Consider the following 19,642-nt stretch of genomic DNA (forward strand, 5'->3'; position numbering starts at 1 on the left):
CGTGTGCGCAGGAACGCGCACACGAGCAAGCGGCTGCCAAGCCTACATGGACGAACTTGCGGCGTCCCCGCACTCCGACACCGCCCCGCCAACCCGCGGAACGCAAGCTATTGCTTTTGCTGTTGCTGTTGCCTTGGCTTGAGGCATCTGCAGGTGCAGGGCGCAGCCCTGCAACAAAACCCCTTACCTCAGCTGGCTGTCCTTGCTGCCGCGCCGGTTGTAGCCGCTGTGCGCGTGTTCCTCATCATCCAGCGCCTGCTGGCAGGCCACGCACAGGCGTACCCCGGGCACGGCCTGACGCCGCGCCAACGGGATCGGCGCGTCGCATTCCTCACAGTGTTCCAGGCCCGGCCCCTGGCGCAGCTGCCGCCGCGCGCGGGCAATCGCATCATCAACGGTGGCGTCGATCTGGTCCTGGACCGCACCATCTCCCGCCCAACCGGTGGCCATGGCCATCCTCCGCAGGTGTGTCGCCTGATATGGGGACGATACACGCCGGCAAAAAGACAGGCCTTCATGCGGAGCCGAGCCGTGTTCGGCTGCTCTTCAGGAAGACGAACAGAACGCGGACGGGTTCGATCGAGCCGATTGCGGCTTAATCCCCTCCGTCCCCTTTTTGCTTACCAGACCAGGTCATCCGGCACCTGGAACTGGGCGTAGTAGGCGTCGTCCTCGGCGTTGCCGGTGGAGATCTCGGCGGTCGAGCCCGGCTGGCCGTGGTCGACGATGATCGCTTCCGGGGCGCGTTCACGCACCTTCTCGGCGGCGGCTCGCGGCAGCAGCGCGTAGCCCTCGCCATGGGCAACGATGACCAGCACGCCCACCGACAGTGCCTTGCGCAGCTTGGGGTCGATCAGCAGGGTGCGGATCGCCGCGCCGTCGCTGAAGCGGTATTCGTCATCGCCCTTGTGGGGCACGGCGTGGGCGCTGATGATCTGCCTTGCCTGGGCCTTCTGTTCAGCCTGCCTGGCCTGGGCATTGCGCTCGGCGGCCAGTGCGCGGTCACGCTCGACCTTCTCGGCGCGGGCGCGTTCAGCTTCGCGCTGGACCTCGGCCGAGGTCGGTTCGGCCTTGCCCTGGCGGGCCTTGGCCTGCGCGCTCGCGGCGGCGCTGGCCTGCGACTTCTTGGCCAGGCCGGCCTTGAGCAATTGTTCCTGCAGCGCGTTGGGCTTTGCCATGGTCGATGCGTACCGCGTGTAATCTTGGAGGCTCCATTCTACCGACGCCCCGCCGCCCCTGCATGGCAGTGATGAAGTACCTCACCGGCTATCCCGAGCCCCTGGTCGCCCAGGTCAGCGAACTGCTGGCGCAGGGCAAGCTGGGGCCCTGGCTGCAGCAGCGCTACCCGGACCCGCACGAGGTGCGCAGCGACCGCCAGCTGTACGACTACACCCAGGAACTGAAAGACCGTTACCTGCGCAAGTCAGTGCCGCTCAACAAGGTCTGCTACGACAACACGCTGGAAGTGATCAAGCACGCGCTGGGCACCCACACCGCCATCTCCCGCGTACACGGCGGCCGCCTCAAGGCCAGCCGCGAGATCCGCATCGCCACCGTGTTCCGCCAGGCGCCGGCGGCATTCCTGCGCATGATCGTGGTGCATGAGCTGGCCCACCTGAAGGAAGCCGACCACAACAAGGCTTTCTACCAGCTGTGCCAGCACATGGAGCCGGACTACCTGCAGCTGGAATTCGACACCCGCCTGTACCTGACCGAACTGGCCAACCGCGGCCAGCGCTGATCGGCCGCAGCAGCTACACTGCGCGCCCCCTGCCCGACCTGACCGACCTGCCCGCCATGGAACCGATCCGTCTCGACAAACGCCTGTCCGCCCTGCTCGGCATCCCGCGCGGCGAAGCCCGGCGCTACATCGAGGGTGGCTGGGTCACGGTCGATGGCGAGGTGGTGGAACAGCCGCAGCGCCCGGTCGACGACAACGCCGTGATCGTGGTGGCCGAGCAGGCCAGCGATGACAAGGCCGAACGGGTCAGCATGCTGCTGCACAAGCCGGCCGGCGTCGCCGCCGAGGCCCTGTGCGCGCTGGTCAGCAGCGACAGCCGAAGCGAGCTTGATGCCAGCGGCATCCGTCCGCTGCAGCGCCATTTCCACGGCCTGCAGCTGGCCGCCGCATTGCCTGCCAGCGACAGTGGCCTGGTGGTGGTCAGCCAGGATCCGGCCACGCTGGCCCACCTGCAGCGCAACCTGGGCCGCACCGAGCAGGAGTACCTCATCGAAGTGGCCGAAGGCGGCCCCGAGCGCGGTCCGTGGCTGCTGGCGCGGCTGCAGCAGGAATCCGGTGGCGCCAAGGTCAGCTGGCAGAGCGAACAGCGCCTGCGCTTTGCCGGCAAGGGGCTGACCGCCAAGGGCCTGCGCGTGGCGGTGACCGCCGCCGGGCTGCAGGTCGCGGCCGTGCGTCGCCTGCGTATTGGCCGCGTGGCACTCGGGCCGCTGCCACCAGGCCAGTGGCGCTACCTGGGCAGTGACGAGCGGTTCTGACCGCATCCACGCATGGCATGACATTGCCTGAAGAAGCCATCCACGCACGGCGTGGATGCATTGCAGCGGGTCTTCCGGCTTTCATCCACGCATGGCGTCGATCTACCATCGGGGCATGAGTCCGCCCAAGCCCCTGTGGCGACGCCTGTTGCGTGTCGCTGCGATCATCATCGCCGCCTTGTTGCTGCTGGTCCTGTCCGGCCTGCTGCTGGCCGACCATCTCACGCCACAGGCACAGGGCGCGCCGTCGCACGTACTGCCACTGCAGCCGGCGCAGACCCGCATCGATCAGCAGATCGTGCCACTGCAGGAGGCCCATCCCGGCAAGTCCGGCGTGGCCTTCCTCAGCGATGGCATGGATGCGTTCGCGGCCCGCGCGATGATCACCATGCACGCAGGCCGCAGCCTGGACCTGCAGTACTACATCTGGCACGACGATCTGGTCGGCCACCTGATGGCCAAGGCGCTGTATGACGCCGCCGAACGCGGCGTGCGCGTGCGCATCCTGCTCGACGACATGAACGCCAGGGACAAGGATGCGCTGATGATGGCGCTCGATGCGCATCCCAACATCGAGATCCGCCTGTACAACCCGTTCCGCAACCGCAGTGGCATCGCACGCACGCTGGAGCTGGTGCAACGCGCCTTCAGCGTGAACCACCGCATGCACAACAAGAGCTGGATCGCCGATGGCCGCATCGCCATCGTCGGCGGGCGCAACATCGGCGAGGAATACTTCAGTGCACGCGACGATGTGAACTTCCAGGATCTTGACCTGGTGGTGGCCGGACCGGCCGTGCAGCAGGCCAACCGGATCTTCGACGACTACTGGAACAGCAGCACGGCCATTCCGATTTCCGCGCTGGCCTCTTACAGCGATGAACAGCTGCGGCAACTCGTGCGGCAGTCGGACCTGGATGCGCTGCATGCCAGGGCGCAGCCCTACCTGCAACGCGTAGCCGCATCGCGCGGCCTGCAGCGGCCTGCGCCGGAGCCCCTGCACTGGAGCGCGAACGTGCGCATCGCCTCCGATCCGCCGATGAAGCACCGCGACGATGATCGTCGCAACTGGCTGGTCAATATGCTCAGCGACGAGCTGGCAACCACCCGTCGCAGCGCACTGCTGATCTCGCCCTACTTCGTGCCCGGCAGCGATGGCGTGGAGGGCCTTTCGGGACTGGCCGCGCGCGGCGCCCAGGTGGGCGTGGTCACCAATTCGCTGGCCGCCAACGACGTGGCCGCAGTGCACGGCGGCTACATGGGCTACCGCGTGCCGCTGCTGAAGGCCGGCGTGCAGCTGTACGAACTGAAGGCACACGGCCAGCCGGATACCAGCCTGTTCGGCAGCAGCGGGGCCAGCCTGCATACGAAGGCGTTCGTGGTCGATGACCGCCGCGGATTCGTCGGCTCGTTCAACCTCGATCCGCGCTCGGCCTACCTCAACACCGAAATGGGCGTGCTGTTCAACGATCCGGTGCTGGGTGCGCAGCTGCGCGACGAGTACCTGCGCCTGGCCAGCCCTGCGCACAGCTGGTGGCTGGCCCTGGGCCACGACGATGCGCTGCGCTGGCTGGAGCGGCAGCCGCCGCCGCACTGGGTGGAGGCCGAACCCGGGGCAAGCCTGGGCAAGCGCTGGACTGCACGGGTGATCAGCTGGCTGCCGGTGGAATCGCAGCTGTAGCGCTCAGGGCGACGGCGGTGCCTCCTGCCCGGCCTCATCGCGCGTTTCCACGCTGCGCCCGTGCAGGCGCCGCCAGATCCAGCGCAGGGTATGCGGCGGTGCCGACGGCAGTTGTTCAAGCAGGGCCAGCATGCGGTTCTGGCTGGCATGCCCGTGCCTGCACAGCAGGCTGGCAGCCGCAGCGGCGCTGGCCAGGCGCAGGCTGTCGGCCAGCGGTCCGTCCGCTTCCGGCGCCAGTGCCTGGTGCACCGGTTCGGGCAATTCCCAGGCCGCCGCCACGCGCTGTGCCAGCGGCAACGACCACTGTTGCAGCAGCTGCAGGGCCAGGGTCGGCTCCACGGTTTCGCCGCGTGCCTGCGCTTCCTGCAGCAGCTGGCGCATCACCAGCGCCGCGCCCAGCCCCTGCACCAGTCCCAGCCACTGCGCGGCGAAGGCATCGCCGAAGGTGACCGTGCGTGCGTGGTCGGCGGCCGCGCGCGAAGCCAGCAACGCATGTTCCCAGATGATCGTGCTGAACTGCGGGAACACCTCGCACTGCACCTGCATCACCGGCTGCACCAGCACCGCGCTGATGATCTGGCGCACGCCTTCGGTGCCGACCAGGGTCACCGCCCGCTGCAGGCTTTCCACGGGCCGCTCGTGCACCTTGTAGGCCGGGCTGTTGGCGATGCGCAGCAGGTTGCCGGTCAGCACCGGGTCCTGGCCGATGATCGCCGCCATCACCCGCGCCGAGGCCGCGTCGTCGTTGACGGTCTGGATCAGTTGCGGCAGCAGCTGCGGGCGGCGGGGCAGGTGCCGGGCCGCCCAGTCGTGATCCTGCAGCGCGCGCGCCACCGCCTCGCCCAGCGCCGGGTCCTGGACCGGCGTAGGCTCGCCGGCCAGCCGCGGATACAGCGCCAGCGCATGCAGGCCGCGCTGCAGGTGCTCGGCGATCTCACCCGGCGGCAGGGCCTCGCCCTGCAGGCTGGCCGCGGCGGCAGCCACCGCCTGCCGCGACGCTGCCGCCAACCGCGACGGCGCCGCTCCGGTCGAGCGCGCCAGCCACGCGCGCAGCGATCGCCACCAGGCCGGCGTCATCGCCGCCCGCCCTGTCGTTGTGCTGCCTTTGCCGTCACTGACCGTCCTGCCTCTTCACATGAATCCGGCGACCCGCCGTCGTCGCAGCATCGGCCGCGCTTTCATCTTCTTTAACCAGAAGCCCGCCGATGTCGACGGCAGCAGCCGGAGGAATGGACTAGAATGGCGCCGCGCGACCCGTCCCCCTGCACCGACGACGTCGCTTTTTTTGTTTTTGGGACCCTACCGTTCACTGGCCGTTCGCCGCAGTTCGCCGCTGTTCGCGCCATCGGAGATGCCATGCTATTCGAAACCCTCGCCACCACCGGCCATGAACAGGTGGTGTTCTGCCACAACCACGATGCCGGGCTGAAGGCGATCATCGCCATCCACAACACCACCCTGGGCCCGGCCCTGGGCGGCGTGCGCATGCGCCCCTACGCCAGCACCGACGAGGCGCTGGCCGACGTGCTGCGGTTGAGCCGGACGATGACCTACAAGAATGCGCTGGCCGGCCTCAATGTCGGTGGTGGCAAGGCGGTGATCATCGGCGACCCGAAGGTGGACAAGACCGAGGTGCTGTTCCGCGCCTTCGGCCGTTACGTCGATTCGCTGGGCGGGCGCTACATCACCGCCGAGGACGTCGGTACCGACGTCAACGACATGGAGAACATCTACCTGGAGAGCCAGTTCGTGACCGGCGTGCACCAGGTCCATGGCGGCTCCGGCGATCCGGCGCCGTTCACCGCCTACGGTGCGCTGCAGGCGCTGATGGCGGCGATGCGCTTCAAGTTCGGGCATGAAGAAGTAGGCAAGACCAGCATCGCGGTGCAGGGCTTGGGCCACATCGGCATGGAACTGGTGAAGCTGCTGCGCGACCGCGGCGCCAAGCTGTATGTCACCGATCTGGACAGCAGCCTGGTTGATCGTGCGGTCAGCGATTTCGGCGCCGAAGCGGTCAAGCCGGACGAGATCCACGAGGTCAACGCCGATGTGTTCGCGCCATGTGCGCTGGAAGGCGCGATCAATGCCGATACCCTGCCGCGGATCAAGGCCAAGATCATCTGTGGCACCGCCAACAACCAGCTGTCGAGCCTGGAAATCGGCGACGAGCTGCATGCGCGCGGCATCCTGTATGCGCCGGATTACGCGGTCAACGCCGGTGGCGTGATGAACGTGTCGCTGGAGATCGACGGCTACAACCGCGAACGCGCGATGCGCCTGATCCGCAGCATCTACCACAACCTCACCCGCATCTTCGAACTGTCGCAGCGCGAGAACATCGCGCCGCAGCGTGCCGCCGACCGCATCGCCGAAAGCCGCATCCTGTCGATCGGCAAGCTGAAGATGCCACTGGGCCGCAGCACCCCGCGCCTGGGCAACCTGCGCGGCGGCTGAGCCTGCGGAGGGTCGCGCCGGGCCTGGCCCGGCGCGACCGATCACTCAGAACCCGGTGCTGTAGCGCAGGGCCGCCTGCCGCGCGCCTTCGCCACCGACACGCTGGTCGAAGCCCAGGCTCAGGCGGCCATTGCGGCCCCACCACGATTCCAGCGCCACGCCGAACAGCGCACTTCCGCGTGACGTGTTCCAGCCCGCCAGTGGCGCCCAGGCGTCGACACCGACGAAACTGGCCTGCCAATCCGCATCGGCGCCATCGAGCCGCTGCTGCCACTCGGCATGGCCGCGCAGCGTCCATCGCCCCCATCCACGCTCACCGCGCACACCGGCCAGCATCTGGCTGCGCTGCACCCGGTTGGCATCGCCACGCAGGCCGAAGCCGAAGCCACCCAGCTCCTGGAAGGCGTCGGTCTCCACACGCGTGGTGCTGGCGCCCAGGTAAGGCGTCAGCGATGCAGCGGCGCGGCCGAAGCGATAGCCGCCTTCCACGCTGGCACTGCTGAAGCGCCCGCCGTAGCGCGCAGAGACCCCGTAGGCGCCGGCACCCAGCAGCAGCTGGCGATCCAGCGCACGGGTGAACTGACCGCTGCCGAACTGGGCCAGCGCATAGCCACGCCCCAGGTTCCAGCCGGCATACAACTGCGCCTGCGCCTGGCGATCACGACCGCGCTCTCCATCAAAACTGCTGCCACCGTTGCTGCGGGTCTCGCCGAAGGCCACGCCCATCAGCCCGTTGCTGCCCAAGGCCAGATCCTGGCCAGCCATCCAGCCGCGGCTGTCGGCGCTGTTGCCGGCGAAGCTGCCCTGCCCGGCCTCGCCCAAGGCGCTCTGCCAGGTGCCGCGCAGCCGCGGTGCGGCCTGCACCCGATCGAAACGTTCGGCGATCGCGCGGCGTGACATGTCGATGCTGTCGAACGTGGCCGCCTCGGCCCTCGCATGCGCCTGTCCCGACAGGCTCTGCAGGCTGGCGGCCAGGCCATCACGACCACCGCCGGTCCACTGCAGCGCGCCGGCCGCCGCGCCGAACGGCGAACCCTGCAGGCCGCTGCTGCGATCCAGCGCGTTGAACGCGCCGTCCAGGCGCTGCGCCGCAGCCTGCGCAGAGGCGCTCAGTCCACTGGCGGCAGAAGTGACACTGACCTGGGCCAGGTTCAACCAGGCCGTGGTGCTGTCATAGCCATAGCTGGTCTGCAGCAGTGACAGGCCCTGCAGGCCACTGGACGTAGCCGGTGCAGCAAAGGTGCCGCTGAGGCCGCCTGCGGCATGGATCAGATCCTGGCGACTGCCGTCGCGCGGCACATAGCCGGAGACGAAGCCATGCACGCGCACGCCGCCGTCGATCCTTGCGGTGCCGGTGACCTGCAGCGCATTGGCACCGAGCGCGATCATCAGCTGTGCGCCGGCCTGCTGCGTGTAGTCGCCTTCGATGGTAGCGGTGGTGTTGCCGGTGGTGAGGAACACACTGCTGCCATTGACGACGTTGCCGATCACCCGCGGCATGCCGCCATTGAACTGCAGGCCGGTCGAGTCCGGATCGGGCTGGCCCAGGATGGTCACGTTGGAACGGATGACACCGCCATTCTGCAGCGACAGGATGCCGCGCTCGATGCGGGTGGCACCGGTGTAGCTGTTGTTGCCGCCCAGCACCAGGGTTCCACTGCCCTGCTTGACCAGGCCGCCACTGCCGACGATGTCGTTGCTCCACAGCGAGCCGGTCGAGGCCACATCCACATTGGCGACCACATCGCCCCAGTCGAAGCGCCCCGGGCCATTGACCGCTCGGCCGATGTCCAGCAGGCCATAGCCGAACACCGGGTCCACGCCGGGCGCGCCGATGTCCTTGGCGGTGCCCAGCAGGGTCTGCCGCACCAGGTCGTTGTTGAAGTACGGGAAACGCTGCCAGACCAGCGCCGCCGCACCGGAGATCAGCGGCGCGGCGAATGACGTGCCGTAGTTCCAGTAATAGCTGCCGCCGCTGGCGTCGGGATAGACCGCGCTGCCCGGCGCCGCCAGGCAGTAGCGGGCCGCCTGGCCGCAGGCATTGGCATAACTGGCCAGTGCGCCCGGCGTGTAGGGATCAACCGCGGTCGCCACCAGCCAGCCACGCTCCAGGTCGGCCGCCGGAAGCGTACCGGCCACGCCTTTCTGGCTGGGCAGCGCGGCCAGGCTGCTGGGTTCGGTGCGCGCATCATTGCCGGCTGCGAACACCACCAGGCCGCCGTGGTTGATGACAAACGGGCGGTATTCGGCCGCCACCTGCGCGGTGGTCGGCAGGTCGGTCCAGTACAGGCCGCCCCACGAATTGTTCATCACCTTCACGTTGTAGCTGATCAGGTCCTGGTGGACCTGCGCCACGCCGAGCGGACCGCTGAAGGCATTGCCGCGCCCACTGCCGTCATCGGTTGGCGGCGTGTCGGAAATGATCCGCGCGGATACGATCTGCGCCCCCGGCGCGATGCCGCCCGGCCACGTTCCCACCGCTGCACCAGCGGCCAGGCTGGCCACCGCCGTGCCATGGCCGACCACATCGTCGACCGCCAGATTGTTCCTGGCCGGATCGATGTAGTTGAGGTTGGCCAGCACCCGCCCGTTCAGCGCCACCGCATTGCGCTGCACCCCTGAATCAACGATGCCGATGCGCACGCCCTGCCCGGTCAGACCGGCCGCCTGTGCGGCCCGCGCGTTGGTGACTGACAGATGCGCATCGAAGGCCGGCTCCTGCGGCTTGGCCGGCGGCGGCGTCGTGGGGGGCGGGGTCGTGGGCGGCGGCGTGGTGGGCGGCGTGGTCGGCGGTGGATCGATGCGCACATTGCTGCCGCCTCCGCCTCCACCACATGCCGTCAGCGCCATGGCCAGCGCGGTACCCAGGGCAGACTTCACCATCGTCGTGCGTTCCATCGATTCCTTCCCATGAACGTTGGCCGGCCGTGATCCTGGCTGGCATGCGGCCGCGCCCAGCGACGGCCCTCCGCGACCCTCTATACTTGGGCCGACCCCCACGCAGTCTGCCGGGAAACCGGGGCGCTTCCAACGGCCTCCGGTCTCCTTTCCGAACATTGCTTACGCATCAACGAGATTGCCATGTCCAACATCGTCATCGCCGCCGCCAAGCGCACCGCCATCGGCTCCTTCCTCGGCCAGTTCAACGGCGTGCCGACCCCCACCCTGGGCGCGGCCGTCATCAGCGCCGCCCTGGAACAGTCGGGTGTTCCGGCCAGCGACGTCTCCGAGGTCCTCATGGGATGCGTGCTGCCGGCCAACCTCGGCCAGGCGCCCGCCCGCCAGGCGGCGATCGCCGCCGGCATCCCGCTGTCGGTGGGCGCCACCACCCTCAACAAGGTGTGCGGCTCGGGCATGAAGACCATCATGCTCGGCCATGACCTGATCAAGGCCGGCTCGGCCAGCATCGTGGTGGCCGGCGGCATGGAATCGATGTCCAACGCGCCGCACATGCTGCCGAACTCGCGCACCGGCAACCGCTTCGGCAACTTCCAGGCGGTCGACCACATGGCCCACGACGGCCTGGTCAATGCCTACGATGGCAAGGCGATGGGCGAATTCGCCGAATGCGCCGTGGACAAGTACCAGTTCAGCCGCGAAGAGCAGGACGCCTACGCCATCGAATCGGTCAAGCGTGCGCAGGCTGCGCAGGCCAATGGCGCGTTCGCCGATGAAATCGTCGCGGTGAAGGTCGCTACCCGCAAGGGAGAGGTCGAGGTCGCCACCGACGAGCAGCCGGGCCGCTCGGACATCGCCAAGATCCCGACCCTGCGTCCGGCCTTCAAGAAGGACGGCAGCGTCACCGCCGCCAGCTCCTCCAGCATTTCCGATGGCGCGGCCGCTGTGGTCCTGCTGACCGAGGAAGATGCCGCCGCGCGTGGCATCACCCCGCTGGCCCGCATTGTCGGCCACGCCACCCACTCGCAGGAGCCGGAGTGGTTCACCACCGCACCGATCGGCGCGCTGCACACGCTGCTGGCCAAGACCGGCTGGTCGCTGGACCAGGTCGATCTGTTCGAAATCAACGAAGCCTTTGCCGTGGTGGCGATGGCGCCGATGCGTGAGCTGGGCATCCCGCACGACAAGCTCAACGTGAATGGCGGTGCCTGCGCCCTGGGCCATCCCATCGGTGCCTCGGGTGCACGCCTGGTGGTGACCCTGGTCAACGCGCTGCGCACACGCGGTGGCAAGCGCGGCATTGCCACCCTCTGCATCGGCGGCGGCGAAGCGACGGCAATTGCCATCGAATTGATTTAAAAAGATTTAACGATGATTTCGCAAAAATGAATGCGGGATCGCTTGACACCCAATATTGGCTTGTCATCATGTTGTCGGCGCGCAGCATGCGCGTTGCCTAATTCTAACGACGAGGATTTACACAATGAGCATCAACAAGCTGCTGGTCGCGATGTCCCTGGCTCTGGCCCTGGCCGCCTGCTCGAAGCAGGAAGCTGCCCAGGACGCCGCTGCTTCGGCCAACGAAGCCGCCACCGAAGCCCAGGCTGCTGCCGACCAGGCCGCCGCTGCTGGCGCCCAGACCGCCGACGCTGCCCAGCAGGCCGCTGACACCGCCGCCACCGCTGCTGACGCTTCGGCTGACGCCGCTGCCCAGGCTGGCGCTGCTGCCACCGACGCTGCTGCCGGCGCTGCTGCCGACGCTGCCAAGGCTGCCGAAGGCACCGCCGAGAAGGCCAAGGACGCTGCTGAAGAAGCCAAGAAGTAATAACTTCTTTCTTCACGCTGTTCTGGAAAAGCCGCTGGTTCGCCAGCGGCTTTTTCTTTGCGCCGATGCAGGCGGTTGAGCCAGTGCATCGCCACCCCGTCTTCACAACGGCATGAATAGGCTGGCGTCCCCATCCATTGCAGCACCGGAGACCGCCATGAAGATTCGTCCGATCACCACCACCCTGCTGGCTGCCTCCCTGCTGCTGGCGCTGGCCGCCTGCAAGGGCCCGGAAGCCGAACAGGCCAAGCAGGACGCACAGCAGGCCGCCGACAGCGCTGGCGCTGCCGCCCGTGACGCTGTCGACAAGGCCGCTGCCGCCACCCGCGAAGCCGCCGACAAGACCGCCGCCGCCTCCGAACAGGCCGCTGCCGATACCCAGCAGGCGCTGGACAAGGCCGCAGACGCCACCGCCAATGCCGCCGACAAGGCCAAGGACGCTGCCACCGACGCCGCGGCTCACGCCAGCGACGCTACCGCCAACGCCGCCCAGAAGGTCGCCGACAAGGCGCGCGATGTCGCCAATGACGCGAAGGCCAACGCCGCCAAGGATGAAGCCAAGCACTGAGGCGTACCGGCAGCCGGGCATGCGCTCGGCGTCACAGGAAAAGCCGCGGCACTGCCGTGGCTTTTCTGCTTTCCGCTCTCTGCTCTTTCTGTTGATTCCGTGGTGGACGGTACGGAAACCTTCCGAGGCCGCGCGAGTGGGTTGCGCAGGGGTGTCCGCGGCATGGATGCCGCGGCCAAGGCCCCAAGGACGGGTTCACGGCGTACCCTGCGCAACCCACTCGCGCGGCCACCGCCGATATCAGCGCCCACCACGAGGGGCTCCGCCGTTGGCCGCCGCCTACGGCAACGCGCGCGCCAGCATCCCCGACAGATCCAGCCCCGCCGGCAGCGTCCCGAATGCCAGCCCATGCTCCCCTTGCAAACGACTACGCACGAATGCCTCGGCCATCGGACTGCGCGCACGCAACAGCAGCGCCGCCTGCAGCAGCAGCGCTGTGCGCTCGCAGAACGTCCGCGCCTGCGATTCTTCCGGCGGCGGTGCCGCCGCCCAGCGCTGCAGGGCGGCCGCATAGCGCGCATCACGATCGGCCACCGCGGCCAGTTCACCGCGCAGCGCCACCATCGCCTCGGGCTCACGTGCCAGCGCGCGCAGCACGTCCAGGCACTGGATGTTGCCGCTGCCCTCCCAGATCGAATTCAACGGTGCCTGCCGGTACAGCCGCGGCAACATCGATTCCTCGACGTAGCCGGCGCCGCCCAGGCATTCCTGTGCTTCATTGACGAACGCGGCCGCACGCTTGCATACCCAATATTTGCCCAGGGCCGTGCCGAGCCGCGCCAGTGCCGCTTCATTGCCATCCACGCCGGCACGATCCACCGCGCGCGCGATACGCATCGACAACACCGTGGCCGCTTCCGACTCCAGCGCCAGATCGGCCAGCACGTTGGCCATCAGCGGGTGATCGACCAGCAGCGTGCCGAAGGTACGTCGATGGCGCGCATGGTGCAGTGCCTGTGCCAATGCCATGCGCATCTCCGCCGCAGCGCCCAGCATGCAATCCAGGCGGGTCATCATCACCATGCCGATGATGGTGGCCACACCGCGCCCCTCCTCGCCCACGCGCCACGCCTGTGCGCCACAGAACTCGACTTCGCTGGACGCATTGGCCCAGTCACCCAGCTTGTCCTTCAACCGCATCAACCGGAACGCATTGCGGTCGCCATCGGCCAACCGGCGCGGCATCAGCAGGCAGGTCAGCCCACCAGGCGCCTGTGCCAAAACCAGGAAGCCATCGCACATGGGTGCGGAGAAGAACCACTTGTGGCCGACCAGGCGATAGCGCTCGCCATCGACCGGTTCGGCACGCGTGCTGTTGGCCCGCACGTCCGAGCCGCCCTGCTTCTCGGTCATGCCCATGCCCAGGGTGATGCCGGCCTTGTCCGCCACCGGCACGTCGCGTGGGTCGTAGACCGGCGCAGCGGCCTTGCGCGACCATTCGGCCAGATGCGGGTGCGGGCTCAGCACCGCCACTGCGGCGTGGGTCATGGTCAACGGGCAGCTGGTGCCCGCCTCGGCCTGGTGATGCAGGTAGCTCAGGGCCGCGCGCGCGACATGCGCACCGGGCTGCGGCTCGTGCCACGACAGTCCAGCCACGCCATGCCGCTTCGCCGTGCCCATCAGCTGGTGGTAGGCCGGATGGAACTCCACGGTATCGATGCGATGGCCTTGCGCATCATGCGTGCGCAGTCGTGGCCGATCACGATTGGCATCGAAGCCGAGACGGTACAGTTCGTCACCGGCCAGCGCGCCGTATACCGCCAGGCGCGGCGCGAAGCCGCCGGCGCCCTCCCGCTGCACCGCTTCCATCAACGCCACATCATCGGTCCACAGCTGTCGGCCGGCGAACGGTGGCGGCTGGTTCAGCACCACATGGGTTTCAAAGGGGGCATTGCTGCTGATGCTGGGTCCACTCATCCGGTCCGTCCTGGCGGCAAGAAGTGTGCGCTCCGATTGTGCCGCATCGCCTGCCAAGCCCGCGTTCAGGCCGGTTCTCACCCCGTGCACGAGGCAGCCGCCAAAGTTGCTGCATGACAGGCAACGACGATCTGGTGGTCCTGCGCCCGGAGGGGCTGTACTGCGCCGCCGGTGACTTCCACATCGATCCCTGGCGGCCGGTGCCGCGCGCGGTCATCACCCATGGCCATGGTGATCACGCGCGCCCGGGCATGGGTGAATACCACTGCAGCGAAGGGACTCTGCCGATCCTGCGCTGGCGCCTGGGTGACGTCCCGGTGCAGGCACATGCCGAGGGTGTGCCGTTCCGGCTGGGGCGGGTACAGGTATCGCTGCACCCGGCCGGGCATGTGCTGGGTTCGTCGCAGGTCCGTATCAATGACGGGCAGCAGGTCTGGGTGGCGTCCGGCGACTACAAGCGCCAGCCTGATCCGACCTGTACGCCGTTCGAAGTCGTGCCCTGCGATACCTTCATCACCGAGGCCACCTTCGCGCTGCCGATCTACCGTTGGCCGGACACGCCGGCAGTCGCTGCCGAGATCCTGGCGTGGCGCCGCGAATGCGAACAGCGTGGCGAGGCCGCGATCCTGCTGTGCTACGCACTGGGCAAGGCACAGCGGGTGCTGGCCGAACTGTTGCCGCTGGATGATCGTCCGGCCTGGCTGCATGGCGCCATTGCCAACGGCGTAGCGGTCTACCGGCAGGCCGGCGTACCGATGCTGGAGACGCACACCGTCGCCGAGCTGGGCCGCCAGCCGGATGCAGCCGGCCAGTTGATCCTCGCGCCGCCCTCGGCTGCGGGCACGCCGTGGATGCGGCGCTTCGGACGCCATCAGCTGGGCTTCGCGTCCGGCTGGATGCAGCTGCGCGGCAACCGGCGCCGGCGCAATGTCGATCGTGGTTTCGTCATTTCCGACCATGCCGATTGGCCTGCGCTGCTGCAGACCATCGAACAGACCGGCGCGCAGCGGGTGATCGCCACCCATGGCAACACCGACGCGCTGATCCCCTTCCTGCGCGAACGCGGGGTGGCTGCCGAAGCCTTCCGTACCGACTTCGGGAGCGAGGAATGAAAGCCTTCGCCGCGCTCTACCAGCGGCTGGACCGCAGCACCGCCACGCTGGACAAGCGTGCGGCGCTGGTTGACTACTTCCGCCAGGCACGTGCGCACGACGCAGCGTGGGCGCTGTATCTGCTCAGTGGCGGCAAGGTCGGCGGCGCGCGCAGGAAGATCGCGGCAAGCGGCGAACTACGCGCCTGGATTGCCGAACAATCGGGTCTGCCACCGTGGCTGGTCGAAGACAGCTATGCGCAGGTCGGTGACCTGGCCGAAACACTTACCCTGCTGCTGGACGATCCGGCGCAACCGGCTGCCGACCGGCCTCTCGCCGATTGGATCGAACAGCACCTGCTGGCCGTGGCGAACCAGGCCGAGACGGTACGCCGCGCGGCGGTGGTCACCGGCTGGCAGCAGCTGTGCAGCAGCGAACGGCTGGTGTTCAACAAGCTGCTGACCGGCGCACTGCGTGTTGGTGTTTCGCAGCGACTGGTGCAGCAGGCGCTGGCCGAATGGTCGGGCCTGGACATCGCACGCATCGCCCAGCGCATGCTCGGCGAATGGGTCCCCTCACCCGGGCTGCTGGACCAGCTGCTGTCACCGGACGAGCTGCCACTGGACCGGCAGCAGCCGTACCCGTTCTTCCTCGCCTCGCCCCTGGAAGGCGACCCGGAAGACCGCCTCGGCCCGATCGACGACTGGATGCTGGAATGGAAGTGGGACGGCATCCGCCTGCAGCTGCTGCGGCGGCGCGGCGAAACAGCCTTGTGGTCACGCGGCGAGGAGCGGCTGGATGGTCGCTTCCCGGAAATTGAACAGGCCGCGATGGCACTCCCCGACGGCTGCGTACTGGACGGCGAGCTGCTGGCCTGGGACGAGAGCGGCGACCTGCCGCGCGCCTTCACTGCGCTGCAGACCCGCATCCAGCGTCGCAAGCCCGGTGCCGCCACGCTGCGCAACACGCCGGTGCGCGTGCTCGCCTATGACCTGCTTGAACTCGACGGAGAGGATCTGCGCGCGTTGCCGTTGCAGCAGCGACGCCTGCGGCTGGCAGAGGTCATCGGCGGGCTGGGCGATACCCGCATCCAGCTGTCGCCCGAGGTGGTGGCCGACGATTGGGCGCATGCCGCCGCGATGCGCGAGCTGGCGCGCGAACGCGGCGTGGAAGGATTGATGCTGAAACGACGTGGCTCACCCTACCAGGCCGGGCGACGCCGCGGCGACTGGTGGAAATGGAAAGTCGACCCGCTCACGATCGATGCCGTGCTGCTGTACGCGCAGGCCGGGCACGGCCGCCGCAGCACGCTGTACACCGACTACACGTTCGGGGTCTGGGATGGCGACACCCTGGTGCCGGTGGCGAAGGCTTACTCTGGCCTGGACGACAAGGAAATCCTCGCACTCGACCGCTGGATCCGCGCCAACACCCGCGAGCGCTTCGGACCTGTACGCAGCGTGCGCGCCGAACAGGTCTTTGAACTGGGCTTCGAAGCGGTCAACCAGAGTTCACGGCACAAGTCGGGCGTTGCCGTGCGCTTTCCGCGGATCCTGCGCTGGCGCCACGACAAGCCGGCCAGCGAGGCTGATCAGCTGGCCACGCTGCAGGCGCTGGCGCGATGACCCGCAGCCAGGCGCTGCGTCGGCTGGAGGACTGGTTCGCGGCCCGCGGCTGGCGCTCATTGCCGTTCCAGCGCGCGATGTGGCGGCACTACCTGGCCGGTGAATCGGGCGTGCTGCACACGCCCACCGGCAGCGGCAAGACCCTGGCCATGTTCGGTGGGCCGCTGCTGCAGGCGATGATCGACCCACCCGCATCGCCGCGGCGTGCCAGCGCGGTACGGCCGCTGCAGGTGCTGTGGGTGACGCCGTTGCGCGCACTGGCCAGCGACACCGCGCGCGCCCTTCAGGCGGTGGTCGACGGGCTGGGACTGGGATGGCGGGTGGGCCTGCGCAGCGGTGATGCCAGCAACCGCGAGCGGCGGCAGGCGCGCGAGGGCCGCGTCGACGTGCTGGTGACCACACCGGAATCATTGGCGCTTCTGCTGAGTTATCCGGATACGCTGCCGCGCATGCGCCAGCTGCGCTGCGTGGTGGTGGATGAGTGGCACGAACTGCTGGGCAACAAGCGGGGCGTCCTGCTGCAGCTGAACCTGGCCGTGCTGCGCGAGGCCGCGCCTGCACTGCAGCTGTGGGGGCTGTCGGCCACGCTGGGCAATCTGCAGGAGGCACGCGACGTGCTGCTGCCTGGGCAGCCGGATGCACCGATCGTGCAGGGTGTGCGCCCGCGTGCGATCAACGTGCGCAGCCTGCTGCCCGATCCAGGTGAGCGTTTCCCGTGGGCCGGGCATCTCGGCCTGGCGCAGCTGCCACGCGTACTGGAGGCGCTGATGCAGGTGCGCAGCAGCCTGCTGTTCACCAACACCCGCGCGCAGGCCGAACTGTGGCATCAGGCGCTGGCGGCAGTCTGGCCGGAAGACCCGGATACGCTGGCACTGCATCATGGCTCGCTGGATCCGGCGCTGCGCCAGCAGGTGGAAGATGGCCTGCGTGCGGGCACGTTGCGTTGCGTGGTCGCGACCTCCAGCCTCGACCTCGGCGTGGACTTCCCCGAGGTTGAACAGGTGCTGCAGCTGGGCAGCCCGAAGGGCGTGGCACGCCTGCGCCAACGCGCCGGACGCGCACGCCATCGACCCGGAGCCGGCGGCGCCATCCTCTGCATACCCAGCCACGCGCTGGAGCTGGCCGAGTACGCCGCCGTGCGCCGTGCACTGGCCGAGGGCGTGGTCGAGGCGCGCAGGCCACCGACACTGTCGCTGGATGTGCTGGCCCAGCATGCGGTCAGCCGCGCGTTGGCCGGCGGCTTCCACAGCGACGCGTTGCTGGCGCAGGTACAGCGCACCCACGCCTTTGCCACGCTCGGTGAAGAGCAGTGGCAGGCCGTGCTGACATTCATCGTGCAGGGTGGCCAGGCGCTGGCCCAGTACCCCGACTTCCACAAGGTGGTACGCGATGGCGACGGTTGCTATCGCATGCACGACCGTCGCCAGGCGCTGCGTCATCGGCTCTCGATCGGCACCATCAGCAGCGATGGCAGCGTGCGGGTACAGTTCCTGCGCGGCGGTGGCCTGGGCGCGGTCGAGGAACAGTTCGCCAGCCGCCTGCGCCGTGGAGATCGCTTCCAGTTCGCCGGGCGCCTGCTGGAGCTGGTGCAGCTGCGCGACATGACCGCCTTCGTGCGATTGGCACGCGGGCGCGGTGACGGCGTCGTGCCGCGCTGGCAGGGCGGCCAGTTGCCGCTGTCGATGGCGCTGGGCCGCGAACTGGAGTCGGTCCTGTCCGGCGCCGATGACAGTGCGGAATCACGATGGCTGGCTCCGCTGCTGGCCCTGCAGCAACGCATGTCGGCGCGGCCCGCGCCCGATCATCTGCTGGTGGAGGACGTACGCCGCCGCGACGGCCAGTTCCTGTTCGTCTATCCCTTTGCCGGCCGTCACGTACACGAGGCACTGGCGGCCCTGTTGGCGCTGCGTTGCACGCGCCTGCAGCGCAACAGCATCGTCTATGCGGTGAACGACCATGGCCTGGTGCTGGCACCGGCGCAGGCCATCGAGCTGGACACAGCGCAGTGGCGCACGCTGTTCACCGGTGATCGGTTGCTGGACGATCTGCGTGCAGCCGTGAACCTGGGCGAGCTGGCACGACGCCAGTTCCGCGGCATCGCGCGCGTGGCGGGCCTGCTGGTGCCCAGCCTGCCCGGCGGCATGCCGCGTTCGCTTCGCCAGCTGCAGGCCTCGGCGGGCCTGCTGTACGACGTGCTTCGCGAACACGATCCGGACCATCTACTGCTGACGCTGGCCGAACACGAGGTCCTGCATGACAGCCTGGACCTGCCTGGCCTGCAGCAGGTGCTGGCACGCATCAGTACGCAGGCGCTGTCGGTGCAGCGTCCGGCGTCGCTGACGCCACTGGGCTTTCCCTTGTGGGCCGAGCGTCTGCGCGGGCAGTTCAGCAACGAAGACTGGCGCACACGCGTGCAGCGCGCGGCACAGCAACTGGAACGCCGCCATGGCCGATGAACTGCCCGTGCAGCTTGCCGGTGAAACCATGGTTCTGATCGGCGCACGTGCGCTGTACTGGCCGGCGCGGCAGGCGCTGCTGATCGCCGACCTGCACCTCGGAAAGGCCGACGTGTTCCGTCGTGCCGGCATCGCCCTGCCCCGCGGCGGCACCGCCGACGACCTGCAACGCCTGCAGTCACTGCTGGACACGCGCGCCTGCCGCGAACTGTGGATTCTCGGCGACATCCTGCATGGGCCCGCGCATCGCGCGGCCTGGTACCAGCAATGGCTGGGCTGGCGCGAACGCAATGCCGGGCTGGACGTGCACGTACTGCGCGGCAATCACGATCGGCAGCTGCCGCACGCGCAGCTGCAGGTACAGATCCACGATGAGATCGGGCTGGCGCCGTTCCTGCTTCGCCATGAGCCGGTGCCGGACGCGGCAATGCACGTGATCGCAGGGCATCTGCACCCGCAGGTCGCACTGCCCTCGTTGCGGCGGCGATTTCCTGCATTCTGGCTGCGCGAGCGGATGACGATCCTGCCCGCGTTCTCCGCATTCACCGCTGGCATCGTGCCTGTGCCTATCCGCGGCGAGCAGATGATCGCCTGCGTCGACGGCGGCCTGGTGCAACTGCCCGCGCGCTGA

The 19,642-nt window shown here is 68.4% G+C and carries 16 protein-coding genes; 11 read left to right on the forward strand and 5 right to left on the reverse strand.

All coding sequences use genetic code 11. The features are described 5' to 3' along the window. Nucleotides 1-183: 183 nt before the first annotated feature. Both O0J73_RS11200 and O0J73_RS11205 read right to left on the reverse strand, forming a co-directional pair. The gene (locus tag O0J73_RS11200) at nucleotides 184-450 is read right to left on the reverse strand and encodes a DksA/TraR family C4-type zinc finger protein (protein ID WP_006460850.1); all 267 of its coding nucleotides are present in this window, start codon (nucleotides 448-450) and stop codon (nucleotides 184-186) included. Between the two features lie 170 nt (nucleotides 451-620). Next, nucleotides 621-1,178 carry a DUF2058 domain-containing protein gene (locus O0J73_RS11205; protein WP_006460852.1) on the reverse strand — a complete coding sequence of 186 codons (558 nt, stop codon included), beginning with the start codon at nucleotides 1,176-1,178 and terminating at the stop codon, nucleotides 621-623. Nucleotides 1,179-1,240: 62 nt separating this feature from the next. On the opposite strand from O0J73_RS11205, the gene O0J73_RS11210 reads away from it, so the two are divergent. From O0J73_RS11210 to O0J73_RS11220, 3 genes are all read left to right on the forward strand, one after another. Beyond that, nucleotides 1,241-1,741 (forward strand): M48 family metallopeptidase, encoded by a 501-nt coding sequence (locus O0J73_RS11210; protein WP_049456100.1) that lies wholly within the window; start codon nucleotides 1,241-1,243, stop codon nucleotides 1,739-1,741. A 56-nt stretch (nucleotides 1,742-1,797) separates the two neighbouring features. Continuing rightward, entirely contained in the window at nucleotides 1,798-2,496 is a 699-nt protein-coding gene (locus O0J73_RS11215) for an RNA pseudouridine synthase (protein ID WP_308308713.1), read from the forward strand. A gap of 91 nt (nucleotides 2,497-2,587) precedes the next feature. Further along, entirely contained in the window at nucleotides 2,588-4,177 is a 1,590-nt protein-coding gene (locus O0J73_RS11220) for a phospholipase D family protein (protein ID WP_308308714.1), read from the forward strand. 3 nt (nucleotides 4,178-4,180) lie between these two features. On the opposite strand, the gene O0J73_RS11225 is transcribed toward O0J73_RS11220, so the two are convergent. After that, entirely contained in the window at nucleotides 4,181-5,254 is a 1,074-nt protein-coding gene (locus O0J73_RS11225) for an HDOD domain-containing protein (RefSeq protein WP_308308715.1), read from the reverse strand. Between the two features lie 279 nt (nucleotides 5,255-5,533). Here O0J73_RS11225 and O0J73_RS11230 point away from each other — a divergent pair, with 279 nt between their 5' ends. Continuing rightward, entirely contained in the window at nucleotides 5,534-6,631 is a 1,098-nt protein-coding gene (locus O0J73_RS11230) for a Glu/Leu/Phe/Val dehydrogenase dimerization domain-containing protein (RefSeq protein ID WP_049456104.1), read from the forward strand. Between the two features lie 45 nt (nucleotides 6,632-6,676). On the opposite strand, the gene O0J73_RS11235 is transcribed toward O0J73_RS11230, so the two are convergent. Further along, nucleotides 6,677-9,529, reverse strand: coding sequence for an autotransporter serine protease (locus O0J73_RS11235; RefSeq protein WP_308308716.1), 2,853 nt, complete (start codon nucleotides 9,527-9,529; stop codon nucleotides 6,677-6,679). Nucleotides 9,530-9,712: 183 nt separating this feature from the next. Between O0J73_RS11235 and O0J73_RS11240 the strand changes: the two genes are divergently transcribed. The 3 genes from O0J73_RS11240 (at nucleotide 9,713) to O0J73_RS11250 (ending at nucleotide 11,922) form a co-directional block, all read left to right on the forward strand. Then, nucleotides 9,713-10,888 (forward strand): thiolase family protein, encoded by a 1,176-nt coding sequence (locus O0J73_RS11240; protein WP_008265500.1) that lies wholly within the window; start codon nucleotides 9,713-9,715, stop codon nucleotides 10,886-10,888. Between the two features lie 124 nt (nucleotides 10,889-11,012). Then, entirely contained in the window at nucleotides 11,013-11,354 is a 342-nt protein-coding gene (locus O0J73_RS11245; protein ID WP_006461107.1) for a hypothetical protein, read from the forward strand. A gap of 157 nt (nucleotides 11,355-11,511) precedes the next feature. Beyond that, entirely contained in the window at nucleotides 11,512-11,922 is a 411-nt protein-coding gene (locus tag O0J73_RS11250) for a hypothetical protein (protein ID WP_308308717.1), read from the forward strand. 279 nt (nucleotides 11,923-12,201) lie between these two features. Here O0J73_RS11250 and O0J73_RS11255 read toward each other — a convergent pair whose 3' ends face one another. Next, a complete protein-coding gene (locus tag O0J73_RS11255) occupies nucleotides 12,202-13,839 on the reverse strand; it encodes an acyl-CoA dehydrogenase family protein (RefSeq protein WP_308308718.1) in 1,638 nt (545 codons plus the stop codon). Between the two features lie 113 nt (nucleotides 13,840-13,952). Between O0J73_RS11255 and O0J73_RS11260 the strand changes: the two genes are divergently transcribed. The 4 genes from O0J73_RS11260 to pdeM are packed head-to-tail and all read left to right on the forward strand — an operon-like array spanning nucleotide 13,953 to nucleotide 19,642. Continuing rightward, nucleotides 13,953-14,951, forward strand: a complete 999-nt coding sequence (locus O0J73_RS11260) for a ligase-associated DNA damage response exonuclease (protein WP_308308719.1) — start codon at nucleotides 13,953-13,955, stop codon at nucleotides 14,949-14,951. Beyond that, nucleotides 14,948-16,555, forward strand: coding sequence for an ATP-dependent DNA ligase (locus O0J73_RS11265; protein WP_308308720.1), 1,608 nt, complete (start codon nucleotides 14,948-14,950; stop codon nucleotides 16,553-16,555). Before O0J73_RS11260 ends, O0J73_RS11265 begins: the two co-directional genes overlap by 4 nt. Beyond that, entirely contained in the window at nucleotides 16,552-19,011 is a 2,460-nt protein-coding gene (locus O0J73_RS11270) for a ligase-associated DNA damage response DEXH box helicase (RefSeq protein WP_308308722.1), read from the forward strand. Before O0J73_RS11265 ends, O0J73_RS11270 begins: the two co-directional genes overlap by 4 nt. Beyond that, nucleotides 19,001-19,642 carry a ligase-associated DNA damage response endonuclease PdeM gene (gene pdeM / locus O0J73_RS11275; protein ID WP_197564529.1) on the forward strand — a complete coding sequence of 214 codons (642 nt, stop codon included), beginning with the start codon at nucleotides 19,001-19,003 and terminating at the stop codon, nucleotides 19,640-19,642. Before O0J73_RS11270 ends, pdeM begins: the two co-directional genes overlap by 11 nt.

The organism is Stenotrophomonas sp. Sm6012 (assembly GCF_030985895.1).
In the GTDB taxonomy this organism is placed as follows: Bacteria; Pseudomonadota; Gammaproteobacteria; order Xanthomonadales; family Xanthomonadaceae; genus Stenotrophomonas; species Stenotrophomonas forensis.